13 protein-coding genes are annotated in these 13,365 nt (G+C 50.7%); 11 read left to right on the top strand and 2 right to left on the bottom strand.

Annotated features, from left to right (window positions below):
* Positions 1–20 precede the first annotated feature (20 nt).
* The 11 genes from E6C60_RS09310 (at position 21) to E6C60_RS09360 (ending at position 11,963) form a co-directional block, all read left to right on the top strand.
* Positions 21–686, top strand: coding sequence for a redox-sensing transcriptional repressor Rex (locus tag E6C60_RS09310; RefSeq protein ID WP_138225604.1), 666 nt, complete (start codon positions 21–23; stop codon positions 684–686).
* Complete coding sequence (locus E6C60_RS09315) at positions 661–1,962, top strand: amidohydrolase (RefSeq protein WP_138225605.1); 1,302 nt, start codon at positions 661–663, stop codon at positions 1,960–1,962. Before E6C60_RS09310 ends, E6C60_RS09315 begins: the two co-directional genes overlap by 26 nt.
* A gap of 22 nt (positions 1,963–1,984) precedes the next feature.
* Complete coding sequence (locus E6C60_RS09320) at positions 1,985–2,500, top strand: cell wall elongation regulator TseB-like domain-containing protein (RefSeq protein WP_138225606.1); 516 nt, start codon at positions 1,985–1,987, stop codon at positions 2,498–2,500.
* Between the two features lie 245 nt (positions 2,501–2,745).
* Entirely contained in the window at positions 2,746–3,255 is a 510-nt protein-coding gene (locus E6C60_RS09325) for a cation transporter (RefSeq protein WP_233281185.1), read from the top strand.
* The gene (locus E6C60_RS09330) at positions 3,248–4,750 is read left to right on the top strand and encodes an AAA family ATPase (RefSeq protein ID WP_138225608.1); all 1,503 of its coding nucleotides are present in this window, start codon (positions 3,248–3,250) and stop codon (positions 4,748–4,750) included. The genes E6C60_RS09325 and E6C60_RS09330 overlap by 8 nt, the downstream gene beginning before the upstream one ends.
* 136 nt (positions 4,751–4,886) lie before the next feature.
* Positions 4,887–5,759: a 3-hydroxyacyl-CoA dehydrogenase family protein gene (locus tag E6C60_RS09335; RefSeq protein WP_138225609.1), complete on the top strand. Its 873-nt coding sequence runs from the start codon at positions 4,887–4,889 to the stop codon at positions 5,757–5,759.
* Entirely contained in the window at positions 5,756–6,967 is a 1,212-nt protein-coding gene (locus tag E6C60_RS09340) for an acetate/propionate family kinase (protein WP_138225610.1), read from the top strand. The genes E6C60_RS09335 and E6C60_RS09340 overlap by 4 nt, the downstream gene beginning before the upstream one ends.
* Positions 6,968–6,988: 21 nt before the next feature.
* Positions 6,989–8,284 carry an asparagine--tRNA ligase gene (gene asnS, locus E6C60_RS09345; RefSeq protein WP_138225611.1) on the top strand — a complete coding sequence of 432 codons (1,296 nt, stop codon included), beginning with the start codon at positions 6,989–6,991 and terminating at the stop codon, positions 8,282–8,284.
* A gap of 5 nt (positions 8,285–8,289) precedes the next feature.
* Positions 8,290–9,045 (top strand): DnaD domain-containing protein, encoded by a 756-nt coding sequence (locus tag E6C60_RS09350; RefSeq protein ID WP_138225612.1) that lies wholly within the window; start codon positions 8,290–8,292, stop codon positions 9,043–9,045.
* A gap of 206 nt (positions 9,046–9,251) precedes the next feature.
* Complete coding sequence (locus tag E6C60_RS09355; RefSeq protein WP_138225613.1) at positions 9,252–10,964, top strand: glycoside hydrolase family 13 protein; 1,713 nt, start codon at positions 9,252–9,254, stop codon at positions 10,962–10,964.
* Positions 10,965–10,991: 27 nt separating this feature from the next.
* Positions 10,992–11,963 carry a serine hydrolase domain-containing protein gene (locus E6C60_RS09360; RefSeq protein WP_175415256.1) on the top strand — a complete coding sequence of 324 codons (972 nt, stop codon included), beginning with the start codon at positions 10,992–10,994 and terminating at the stop codon, positions 11,961–11,963.
* A 61-nt stretch (positions 11,964–12,024) separates the two neighbouring features.
* Here E6C60_RS09360 and mtnB read toward each other — a convergent pair whose 3' ends face one another.
* Together mtnB and E6C60_RS09370 are read right to left on the bottom strand one after the other, a co-directional pair.
* Positions 12,025–12,684 (bottom strand): methylthioribulose 1-phosphate dehydratase, encoded by a 660-nt coding sequence (gene mtnB, locus E6C60_RS09365; protein ID WP_138225614.1) that lies wholly within the window; start codon positions 12,682–12,684, stop codon positions 12,025–12,027.
* A 3-nt stretch (positions 12,685–12,687) separates the two neighbouring features.
* Positions 12,688–13,362 (bottom strand): 2-hydroxy-3-keto-5-methylthiopentenyl-1-phosphate phosphatase, encoded by a 675-nt coding sequence (locus E6C60_RS09370; RefSeq protein ID WP_138225615.1) that lies wholly within the window; start codon positions 13,360–13,362, stop codon positions 12,688–12,690.
* Positions 13,363–13,365 lie beyond the last annotated feature (3 nt).

Below are 13,365 nucleotides of genomic sequence, written 5' to 3' on the forward strand. Positions count from 1 at the left end.
AATCTATAGGGGGAGCAAGCATGAAATCGGATAAAATTTCGGAAGCTGTGGTTCGCAGACTGCCTGTCTATCTGCGTTATTTGAATGAGCTGCATAAGAGAGAGGTTGCCACCGTCTCCTCGCAGGAGCTGGGGCAGAGGCTGGATCTAAATCCTGCCCAGATTCGCAAGGACCTTGCGTATTTCGGGGATTTTGGGAGAAAGGGCATCGGGTATGACGTCATTTATCTGATTGAGAAGATTCGCCAGATTCTGAAGCTGGATCAGCAAATTAACGTGGTGCTTGTCGGTGCAGGAAATCTGGGACATGCATTATCCAACTATAATGCCTTTCTGAAGGATAATATGAAAATCGTAGCGGTCTTTGACGCTCATACCGCTAAGGTGGGGACACGCATCAATAACCTGACCGTGCTGCCGATGGAGGAGCTGAGTGATACGATTCAGAAGCTGAGCATTCGGATCGGCATCATCACCGTCCCGGACATTGAGGCGCAAAATGTTGCGGATATGCTGGTTGCAGCTGGAATTGAGGCCATATTGAATTTCGCGCCGGTCATTCTGAAGGCTCCATCTCACATCCGTATTCATACGGCTGATTTTACGACAGATTTGCAAAGCCTGGCTTACTATTTGGATAATGGGAAGGAGGAGATGAACAATGACACCGCGGAAGCAGGTCATTAAGAACGGCACCTTTGCCGTGCTGGAGGAAGGAAAGACTGTCATTTCGGGATACATGCTCATCGAGGACGATATCATTACGTATATCGGGGAAGAGGAGCCGCAAATCGATGAGGGAACCGAGGTCATGGACGGCAGCCATTTGCTGTTTTTACCGGGATTGATTAATACTCATGGACATACAGCGATGTCGTTGCTGCGAGGTTATGGTGATGATCTGGCGCTCCAGGTATGGCTGCAGGAGAAAATGTGGCCAATGGAAGGGAAGTTTACGGCCCAAGACGTCTATTGGGGTACCTCTCTTTCCGTTCTTGAGATGCTGAAGGGCGGCACGACGACCTTCCTGGATATGTATGATCATATGGATCAAGTGGCGGCTGTGACGAAGCAATCTGGAATGCGGGCGGTGTTAACACGCGGGGTGATCGGCCTGTGCTCACCGGAAGAACAACAGAGAAAGCTGAACGAGGCGGTTGACTTCGCCAAATCCTGGCATGGAAAAGCGGATGGACGAATTACAACGATGATTTCTCCACATGCCCCGTATACCTGCCCGCCGGACTATATTGAGAAATTTGTACAGGCTTCCATCGATCTGGATCTGCCGATGCATACCCATATGAGTGAGACCCGCAATGAAGTAGAGCAAAATGTGAAGGATTACGGTGTCCGGCCGGTGGAGCATCTTCTGAAGCTGGGCATGTTCTCCCGGCCTAGCCTGATTGCCCACGGCGTACATCTTACCGATGAGGAGATCAGCATTCTAGCCGCGCATCAGGTCGGCGTCTCTCATAATCCCGGTAGTAATCTGAAGCTGGCGAGCGGCATTGCCCGTGTACCGGAGCTCCTGAAAGCGGGAGTGAAGGTATCTCTCGGTACAGACGGTCCGGCGAGCAACAACAACCTGGATATGTTTGAAGAAATTCGACTCGCTGCTCTGATTCACAAGGGCGTCAGTGGAGATCCTACTGCTGTTCCTGCTGCAGAGGCGCTGCGAATGGGCACCGAATATGGAGCGGATTCCTTGTTCCTGAACCAGGTGGGACGTCTGAAGGCAGGCATGAAAGCAGATTTCATTGCACTGGACACGGATCAGCCGCATTTTCTGCCATACAGTGACTTTATCTCTCATGCCGTTTATTCTGCCTCGGCGAAGGATGTAAAGCATGTATGGGTGGATGGCAGACAGCTCGTGAAGAATGGAGCTTGCCTGACCCTGGACGAAGAGAAGATCCGCAGGGAAGCACAGCTAGCCTTCGAGGCTCTCTTGACCCAATAATGGCGGGAGCGAGGGGACTGAATTGAAAACCAAAACGAAACGTATCTTATTCACCTTATCTGCCATATTGCTTGTTCTGCTCTTTGTTCAAATCTACTACAATGATGTCATGTCCCGCTCCTGGGAGAAAGAGCGGGCAGCCGTTCAGGCTGCAAGGCAATATGGCGGACTTGGCAAGGTCGAGAAAACCTACCGCTCCGTGTGGGATGAGAACAGTAATTACTGGGTTGCTTCCGGGCTGGACACCAAGGGTGAGAACATTATGGTATGGGTGAAATTCACGAAGGACGGGGTGCCTGCAGGAGGGGACTTTGTGCATGCAGAGTCTTTGAAGGATGGCATGAGTGAGAAGCAGATGTCCTCCCTGATTTCCAGCCAGTTTCCGGAAGTCTCAATGCTGCGTCTCGTTCCCGGAATGTACGAGAATGAATATGTCTGGCAGCTTCATTTCCGTGATGAAGGCAAGACAGGCTACCGTTTCTTTCGATTCGCCGATGGTGAACCGATCGGAGAAGATATTATATTACCGAATCCATAAGCATGAATAAACACGCGCCTTTCATGCAGAGGCAGCGTGTTTATTGGTGTGCAATACTATGAATGCGCTTACAACAAATTGTTTTCAATATTTTCACAGTTGTAAATGAAATCGTATATATAATGTGATATACTCTTATTTGTATTCAAAACTGCTATGTCGTAAATGCTATAATGATATACTTTCCTATGTACACTTTATGTAGAGAGGATGAACTGACCTTGAAGCTCCGCATATTTCCCATCTTGCTGTCAGTTGTCGTTTCGGCTTCCGTGCTTTTTGGAGGCTGGTTTCTGTACCGTCACTATGCTCTTCAGAATCCTATTGCTCAAGTCCTGTCACAATATGAGGGAGTCAATGACTCTCAGATAGATATTAAACGCAATACGGTCACTTTGAAACTCGATTTACAGCCAGAAACCGATCTTCGGGATTTGGTGTCCCAGATCCAGAAGGAAGGTAAAAGCGTCATTGACCAGCGGGAGCTGATGATCGAGGTGGCTGATCATTCCTCGGACGTGCTGAATGAGTGGTGGGACAGCGCCATGCTCTCCGTCGCCCAGGCTATGGATAACCGGCAGTATACCGATATTCAAACCGCATTGAACCAGCTGGCCGATCAAAGGCCGAACCTGAAAGCGGTCGCGCAAATTGATGATCAGAACGTGTATGTCAGCCTGTCCGATGGAACCTCGGGCAAGTTTATAATCCTGCCGCGTCATCCCGGCACAATGGAGGTATGGAATCATGCCTAAATGGAGTAAGGAAGCGTTGATTGGCTTTGTTCCTGTATTGTTTATATTTATGGCATTTATCGGCTTGAACGTGGTGCCGATTCTGATCGCGGCTGCTTTGGTCGGGGCCCTGTTTATGGTCCTTAAGATGAGAGGCGGAATCGCAGTAGGGGCCGGCAACGATCGGAAACGGAAGAAAGCGGCGCCCGCGAAGCTGACCTTTGAAGAGATCGGCGGTCAGGACAATGCCAAGCAGGAACTCCGGGAAGCACTGGATTTTCTGAACCGGCATGAAGAGATCAAGAAGTTCGGCATTCGGCCGCTGAAGGGGATTTTGCTGACAGGCCCTCCGGGAACCGGGAAGACCTTGATGGCGAAGGCGGCGGCGCATTACACGAACTCGGTCTTTGTCGCTGCCTCAGGCAGTGAGTTTGTCGAAATGTATGTCGGTGTCGGTGCGGGACGGATTCGTGACTTGTTTAAGGATGCACGGACACGGGCAGCCAAAGAGAATAAGCAAAGCGCCATTATTTTTATAGACGAGATCGATGTCATTGGGGGAAAGCGTGAAGGCGGACAGCAGCGGGAGTATGACCAGACCTTGAACCAGCTGCTTACAGAAATGGACGGAATTTATTCCTCGGAGTCGCCGAAGATTCTCGTTATTGCAGCTACTAACCGCAAGGAAATGCTGGACAGCGCCTTGCTTCGCCCGGGACGCTTTGACCGTCATATTCAGGTAGACCTGCCTGACAAGAAGGGGCGTTCTCATATTCTGAATCTGCATGCCGGCAACAAGCCGCTGCACCCGAATGTGGATCTGGACAAAATTGCGGAAGAAGCCTATGGCTTCTCTGGTGCGCAGCTCGAAAGCGTCATGAACGAAGCCGCAATCTACACGATGCGTGAAAATAGTGAAATGATTCATCACCGCCATTTATCCATGGCGATTGACAAGGTAATGATGGGGGAACGCTCCGACCGGGAATCGAATCTCGAAGAGAAAAAGAGAGTAGCTATTCACGAGCTGGGTCATGCCATTATGGCAGAGCTCGTTCGTCCAGGCAGCGTAAAGCAGGTTGCTTTAAGCCCGCGGGGTAAGGCACTGGGCTATGTCCGGCACAATCCGCAGCAGGAGCAGTACTTGTACACGAAGTCTTTTTTGGAGGAACAGATTATGATTGCTCTCGCGGGAGCCGCCTCTGAAGAAATTTATTATGGGGGACGCAGCACGGGCTCTAGCAACGACTTCGAGCAATCCATTTCGATCGTAGAGACGATGATGAAGTCCGGCCTGACTTCGCTTGGCATCGTCAATATGAATATGGTTACGACCGAAGAGCTGATGAAAGAGAATAATACGATCCTGGAGGAGCTCATGGGCCGCACGAAGCAGCTGCTGCTACAGCATCATCAGATCTTTGATCACTCTCTGGACATTCTGATGAGAGAAGAGATTTTATCCGGCGAGCAATTCCGTTGTCAATTCCGTGAAAACACGCTTCAGCCAGCATAATTCTTATGCTTGGCTGTTTTTTTTTACTTTTTGAGCGTGCTAAGATATTATTATATTCCGTGCCCGTATAAATGTATGTTTACAGAAAGAAGGGTACAATAAAGTATAGGATGTTAAGGAAAGGGTGGAGTAAACCATGTACTTCAAAAAAATCGGCGTAATCGGCGGAGGGACGATGGGCCAGGGCATTGCTGAAATGCTTGCCGCTAAAGGCCTCGATGTCATGCTGGTTGAGAAAACGCCAGAAAAGCTTGAGTACTCTTATCATATGATTGAGACCAGTCTGGATAAGCAGCTGGAGCGCTGGGGAATTACCCAGGCAGAGAAGAAGCTTATTCTGGGCCGCATTCAGAAGGTGACGCATTTTGCGGAGCTGGGGACCTGTGACATGGTTATCGAAACGATTACAGAGGATCTGGATGCTAAGAGAGCCGTATTTGAGCAGCTGGACCAGGTTTGCCCGGCTCACATTATACTTGCCAGCAATACCTCCTCGCTCAGCTTAACCGAGCTGGCCAGCTCAACCATGTATCCCGAGCGGGTCATTGGCATGCACTTTATCCATCCGGTATCGAAGGTCGATCTGGTCGAAATTATCCGGGGTCTCAAAACCTCTGAAAATACCTTTACTGAAACCAAACGCTTCGTAGAAGAGGTAGTGGAGAAAAAAGGCATCATGGTTTACGAGTCCCCGGGCTTTGTATCAAGCCGCATGATCTGCCTCCTGATCAATGAAGCACTCCATCTTCTGCAGGAGGGTGTTGCTTCGCCAGAGGATATTGACGATGCCATGCGGATCGGCTACAGCTTCCAGCACGGACCACTGGAAATGGCAGATCGGTTCGGCCTGGACTCTGTACTGGCAGCACTGCAGCGGATGTTCCGGGAATTTGGCGAGCTTAAGTACCGTCCATCCATTGTATTAAAAAAGATGGTGCGTGCAGGTCATCTGGGTGTCAAGACCGGAGAAGGCTTCTTCAAGTATGATAAGGACGGTGACCGGCTGTGAAAATATTAGTCATTAACGCGGGAAGCTCTTCCCTGAAATATCAGCTGTACAATATGAATGATGAATCGGTTCTGGCCAAAGGCCTGGTGGAAAGAATCGGGATGGATTCTTCAATATTGACGCACAAGCCTGCAGGGAAGCAGGAGGTCAGTGAGGTTAGTGAAATTCTGGAGCATATTACCGCGATCCGTAAGGTGCTGAGCATGCTGACCCATGAGGAGCATGGTGTGATTGCTTCTATTGAAGAGATTCAGGCGGTCGGCCATCGTGTGGTACACGGCGGTGAAGCCTTTAAGGCGTCTGCGCTCGTGGATGATGCTGCCAAAGCCGAGATTCGTCGCTTGTTTGATCTGGCGCCGCTGCACAACCCTGCCTCGATGATGGGGATCAAGGCTGCCGAAACTAACATGCCGAATGTGCCTCAGGTTGTCGTATTTGATACGGCCTTCCATCAGACAATGCCTGAAAAATCTTACCTGTACGCCATTCCAAGAGTTCTTTATAATAAGTATAAAGTCCGCCGTTACGGCGCTCATGGCACGTCCCACGAATATGTAAGCCAAGCGGCTGCGACGTTCCTGGACAAGCCTATTGAGGAGCTCAAAATCATCACCTGCCATATCGGAAACGGGGCTTCCGTCACGGCTGTGCAGGGCGGTCAGTCTGTAGATACCTCCATGGGCATGACGCCGCTGGAAGGTCTTATGATGGGAACACGCAGCGGTGATTTAGATCCTGCGATCGTACCTTATGTAATGAATAAAGAAGAGCTGAGCGTTAGCGAAGTCAATTCCATGCTGAACAAGCACAGCGGCCTGCTGGCGATTTCCGGTGTGAGCAGTGATATGCGGGAAATTACCGAGGGCATGGATAAGGGCGAAGCCAATGCGACACTGGCGTTCGAGATGTATGAATATCGTCTGCGTAAATATATCGGCTCTTATGCCGCGGCCATGAATGGAGTCGATGTGCTTGTATTTACGGCAGGTGTAGGCGAGAATTCCGTAGTTCTTCGTCAAAAGGTGCTGGAGCAGCTGACCTTCCTTGGCGTCAAGCTGGATGCAGAGCTGAACGCCATTCGTTCCGGAGAACCGAGACGGATTTCTGCACCGGATTCCCGTGTAGAGGTGCTCGTGATTCCGACGAATGAAGAGCTGGTTATTGCCAGGGATACCCATAACATCGTAACAGCGGCTAATCAACAGTAGCAGTTTAAGGAGAGAACAAGCATGACCACCAAAAGTGTAATTTCTCAAGTTCATCAGCATGCAGGAGAGACCGTAAGGATTGGAGCCTGGATTCAGAACAAGCGATCCAGCGGCAAGATCCAGTTTCTGCAGCTGCGGGATGGAACCGGATATATTCAGGGTGTCGTTGTCAAAAGTGAAGTGTCAGAGCAGCTATGGAATGATGCGAAGAGTCTGACTCAGGAAAGCTCGCTATACGTGACCGGCATCATTCGGGAAGAGCCGCGCAGTCAGTCCGGCTATGAAATGACAATTACCGAGATCGAAATTATTCATATTACAGAGAATTATCCAATTACTCCGAAAGAGCATGGCGTAGACTTCCTGATGGATCACCGCCATTTGTGGCTTCGCAGCCAGAAGCAGCGCGCCGTCATGGTTATTCGGGCAGAGATTATCCGCGCGGTGCAGCAATATTTTGACAATAACGGCTTTACATTGGTGGACCCTCCAATTCTGACGCCGACATCGGCAGAGGGAACGACCAATTTGTTTCACACGAAATATTTTGAAGAGGATGCTTATTTGACGCAGAGCGGTCAGCTGTATATGGAAGCCGCTGCGATGGCGCTGGGTAAAGTGTACTCCTTCGGTCCGACGTTCCGTGCTGAGAAATCCAAGACGCGCAGACACTTGATTGAGTTCTGGATGATCGAGCCGGAAATGGCGTTTACGGATCATGAGGAAAGCCTCAAGGTCCAGGAAGCGTTTATCAGCCATGTTGTGCAATCAGTCGTCAAGAACTGCCGCAAAGAGCTGGAAGCGATCGGTCGGGACGTGGCGAAGCTGGAAGTCATCCAGGCTCCATTCCCGCGAATTACGTATGATGAAGCGATTTCCTTCCTTCAATCAGAGGGCCATGAAATTTCCTGGGGCGAGGATTTTGGAGCGCCGCATGAAACTGCGATTGCTGAGAAGTATGAGAAGCCAGTGTTTATTACTCATTATCCTGCCGCAATTAAAGCCTTCTATATGAAGCCGGATCCGAATCGTCCTGAGGTTGTACTATGTGCGGATATGATTGCCCCAGAGGGCTATGGCGAGATTATTGGCGGATCTCAGCGGATTGATGATCCCAAACTGCTGGAGGAACGCTTCAAGGAGCATGAGCTGTCCATGGAAAACTATCAGTGGTACATGGACCTTAGAACCTATGGTACCGTGCCGCATTCCGGTTTTGGCCTGGGACTGGAGCGGACTGTAGCCTGGATTTGCGGATTGGATCACGTGCGTGAAACTATTCCGTTCCCTCGAACGCTTTACAGGCTGTACCCTTGATTTACATGGCGAACCAAAGACAGCCACAGGAACAGGTACAGAGCTCTTCCCAAGCTTGGGCTGACGGTGCCGCAGCGGGAATGCAGCAGGGCGTTACGCTGCTTCCGTATGCTTTATTGCGGAATTATCGAAGAGCCGGTCTTAGCGACAGGGAGTGTATGCTGCTCATTCATCTGCTGTCGTTTCAGCAGAATGAACAGAATGCATTTCCATCCCTGGAAGAGCTTCAGGCAGTGACCGGCACGCCGATGGAGGCGATCGCAGAGCAGCTGCAGAAGCTCATGAAGGCGCAGTGGATCACCATTGATGAATTCAGGGATCCGAACGCCGGCATTCAGTATGAGCGTTACAATCTGCAAGGAGTCTATGAGAAGCTTGCGGCGCTGCTGTCTTCACAGCAGTCCTCCCCGCCGGAGATGATGCCTAAGCCAGGCCAGCGCTTCTCGGAAGAGTCTCGTGCCGCAGAGGCCTGGCCGCCTGCTGAGCAGCCCGTGAAGGAGGAACGTAATCTGTTCCGGATATTTGAACGGGAGTTTGGCCGCCCCTTGTCTCCCATGGAGCTGGAGACGATCTCGGGCTGGCTGGATCAGGATCGCTATCCTGATGAGCTGATTCTGCTCGCGCTGAAAGAAGCCGTATTCGCGGGCAAGGTTCATTTCAGGTACATCGACCGGATTTTGCTGGAATGGAGTCGGAATCGGGTGCGCAATGCCGAAGAGGCCAAAGCCTATGCCCAGAAGTTCCGTAACATCGGCAGGTAATATACGTCAAGCAGCCGGCCAGTATGGCTGGTGCGTAAGTAAATACTCGCTGTCTCGAGCCCTTTGGTGGGTTTGAGGCGGCGGTTTTTTTTATCACAATGTCATAGAGCAGCGGCTTGCTCGTTTCCTTGCGCGATTCAGCGGTTATAAAGAGCTATAGCATACTTTTTGGAAGCAGCTATTATATAGAGAGAGGGGCTGGAGAAATGAACAAAGCGTATTGGAAGGAAAGCGTGATCTATGAAATTTATCCTCGCAGCTTTATGGACAGCGATGGAGATGGAGTCGGTGATTTGGCGGGACTAATCTCTAAAGCGAATTATATTCAAGATCTGGGAGTGGATACGGTATGGCTCACGCCAATCTATGCTTCTCCCAATGTAGATTACGGCTATGACATTTCCGACTATTACGAGATCCAGCCCGAATATGGCACAATGGACGACTTCAAGCGGCTTGTCCACGAAATGCATGAGCGGGGAATCCGGGTGCTTATGGATTTAGTGTTAAATCACACCTCGGATCAGCATCCCTGGTTTCAGCAGTCCCGCTCAGCAGCAGACAACCCGTATCGAGACTATTACATATGGCGTCCCGCCAACAGTGATGGCGGCCCTCCTAACAACTGGACCTCTTATCTCGGGACTCCAGCCTGGACCTGGGATGATCAGGCAGAGCAGTATTATTTGCACCTGTACAATGCCAGACAGCCGGACCTGAACTGGGATTATCCTCCGCTGAGGCAGCAGATGTACAAGATGATGAGATTTTGGCTGGAGCTCGGCATTGACGGTTTTCGTCTGGATGCCATAAACTCATTGTCCAAGGATCAGCGGTTTCCGGATACCAATCAGGAGAAGCTTCAGGCGAATGGTGACATTTTCACTAAAAACGGACCTCATATTCATACCTATCTGCAGGAAATGAATGAGGAGGTGTTCAGTCATTACCCTATTTTTACAGCTGGAGAGGCATCGAAGGTAAGAAATCAAGATGTGCTGATGTATACTCACCCCGCCCGGCACGAAATGAATATGATTTTATCTCCGGAAGCAGCAACCTTAGGACGTTCTCGGGAGGATGAGTTTCAGAGCCAGAACTGGACCTTAGAGGACCTGCGAAGTGTCTTAAGCCGATGGCAGAAGGACATCGGGGAAGATGGGGGCTGGTTCGGCATCTATGTCAGCAACCATGATCAGCAAAGGATGGTGGATACCTTTGGAGACCCGGAGACATACCGGGTGGAATCGGCCAAAATGATCGCTACGCTGCTGATGACGCTGCGAGGTACGCCTTTTATTTTTCAGGGAGAAGAGCTAGGTATGATTCACAATCCCTTGCTGCAGGAGATCGGGGATTTCAAGGATCAGCAATCTCTGTCGTACTATCAGTTGATGGTTGAGGAGCGCGGAGAAGACAAAGAGAAGATCATGCAGCGAATCCGCCGTCAATCAAGGGACCATGCCAGGACGCCGTTGCCGTGGAACGAAAGTGATCAAGGCGGGTTTACCACGGGGCAGCCATGGCTGCCGGTGCATCCCAAGCACCAAGAGCTTCACACGGAGCTGCAAACACAAGATCCTCATTCCGTACTGAATTACTATAAATCGATCATCCGGCTGCGGAAGGAGCACGAGACCCTCGTCTACGGCGATTTCAAATGGGTGCTGGAGGATCACCGCCAAATCCTAGCTTATATGCGCTGGATGGAGGATGAGGCATGGCTGGTCCTGTTGAACTTTACGGGAGAGGAAGCCGGCTATGAACTCTCCTGTGCTGAGGTGGCATGGGCAGAACAGGCTGTCTTTGTCATCGGAAGCTACAGGGATCACAGCGATTGTACGACGGGTTTGGAGCGTAATGGACGTCTTCTGCCTTATGAAGCGGTTGTTTACCGGGCAAGTGGTATGAGAGAATGAATCATTAAGCATTAGAAAGTTGGAGTGATGATGGATTTCAAGAAGCTAAGGCATGAGATGGCAGAGGTGGATCTGCGAAGCTGCCTCATTAGCTGCAGAGGAGAGCTGCAATTCCAGTATTACCGGGATGCGGCTGCAGAAAAGGAGCCGGCCAAAATCAATTCCTGTACGAAGAGCATTCTGTCCGCGCTAATTTGTATCGCTATGGATCAAAAGATTTTGCCGGGAGCAGGCACGCCGGTCTCGACATTTTTTCCACAGCTTGCAGCGTCGGAAGACAGGGACAAAGCGGAGATGACGCTGGAGCATCTCTTGACGATGTCGTCCGGCATCAGCTGGACTGAATTTGGCGGTCCCAAATCATTTCCGCGAATGACGAGATCCCCCGACTGGATTCAATTTGTGCTGGAGCAGCCGCTGTGTGAGGTGCCGGGTAGCCGGTTTGAATATAATTCGGGTAATTCTCAGGTGCTGTCTGGAATTCTGATGAAGGCGTCGGGGCTGCCTACGGCTGTTTTTGCAGAGGAGCAGCTTTTTCGTCCACTCGGAATTGAACAATACGCGTGGGAAATGGATCCGCAAGGGGTGCATACCGGCGGCTACGGACTGAAGCTGACACCGAAGTCACTGCTGCATTTCGGCCAGCTGTATTTGCAAAAAGGGTGCTTTGACGGGACTCAGCTCATCTCAGAGCGTCTGCTGCAGCAGTCTATAGAGCCCAGGATGGCCACAGAGCCGCCGCGCTCCGGGCATTATGCCTGGCATTGGTGGGTGGACACGTTTAGGGACGAGAGGAGCGAAGGTTCTGGCTTCGGACAAGGGGTAGAGCTGTCCTATTACTATGCCCGCGGCTTCGGGGGGCAATTTGTGTATGTCATTCCCCAGCTGGAGACCGTTGTTGTTCTTACGGAGGATAAGCGGAAGAAAGACCGCCATAAGATCGATATTTTCCGTCAATGGATTGTGCCGCTGCTGGTGCAGGAAATGCATATATCATAAGAACAAGAGCTGCCTTTAAGATACAGGATCTTGGCAGGCAGCCCTTGGCTTGGAGTACTGGTTATTTTGCTGGGCGGGCGGCGTCCAGCAGCAATTTTTTGTACAAGTATTCAAAAATGAATTCAAAGGCCTCCAAATGCCGCTTGGCTTCAAAGGCATTCTTGCCCCAGGCATAAATTCCATGATTGCGAAGTACAATTCCCGGGATGGTCTGGTTCAATACGCCCGGTACGAGCTTGGCAATACTCGGGATATCTGCGTAATTCGGGAGCACCGGAATGGCGATGCTGGCATCCTCCTCCCAAATATTGAACGCTTTAATAAGCTCGATGCTCTGGGCGGGCACGAAGCCCTCCTCGCCATAATATTCACTGATGAGGTTATTATACACGGTGTGCACGTGAAAAATCGCACCACAGCCTGTTTCACGGTAAATCTCACAATGGATCAAGGTTTCCGCGCTGGGCTTCAGTGCCGTGGCTTGAGCGGGCTTGCCGTTCTGATCCACAAACAAATAATCCTCTGGCGTATGGGCAGACTTGTCTTTGCCGCTTGCAGTGATCGCAAAGTGAAAGTCCTCCCGGTCAAACTCACCCACACGGACGGACAGATTGCCGCTCGTGCCGGGAAACCAGCCCCGCTGTGCAAACAGCTCCTTCACCTGTCTCAGCTCTTGAAGGGCGCCTTGCTTCTCTTCTAGAGTAATCTCTGAAAATCTCATTTATCATACCCCCTGAAGCGTCTTCTGCTTCATATCCTCAATGATATCGTGGAACGTTTGAAATGGAACATGCTGAACCCCGAGCTCCTCACACCGTTTGGTCAGTGTAGAGCGCGAGTACACCAGATCGGCGATCTTGGCTCCTTCGAAATCAGTAATGCTGTCCCCAATTAAAATACGGTAATATTGATCGGAAGGGAATTGATTCATCACGGTCACCTTACACATCCCGCACTGATTGGTGCAGCTGCCTTCACAAGGATGAGGCCAGGTAATCGTAATCTGGGACTGGCTAAAGTCAGCACTGTTACAGTAAATCTGCTCCTCCGGAATATGAAACGGCTCCAGAAGCGGTTTAACGAAGAAGTCGATCCCGCCGCTCGTTACATAAAACGGGATTCTGTGGTCCTGCAGATGCTGCAAATATTCTTGAAAGCCTTCACGAATGACGGCCTGCTCTAACGCGAAGCTCTTGATCTCCTCACGCCGGGAGGAAGGGAAGAGGGCAAACATGCGTCCGACGCCTTCTTTGATAGAGATCTGCCGCTCCACTGTAGCGCGCATCACTTCCTCATAGCCCTCCGGCAAAAAATGCTTCATAATCTCGACAATGTTATCATTGTCCGTAATCGTGCCGTCGAAGTCGCAAAAGACGACAGGCTGCTTGTTCATCATCATGCT

Source organism: Paenibacillus algicola, assembly GCF_005577435.1.
Lineage (GTDB): Bacteria > Bacillota > Bacilli > Paenibacillales > Paenibacillaceae > Paenibacillus_AQ > Paenibacillus_AQ algicola.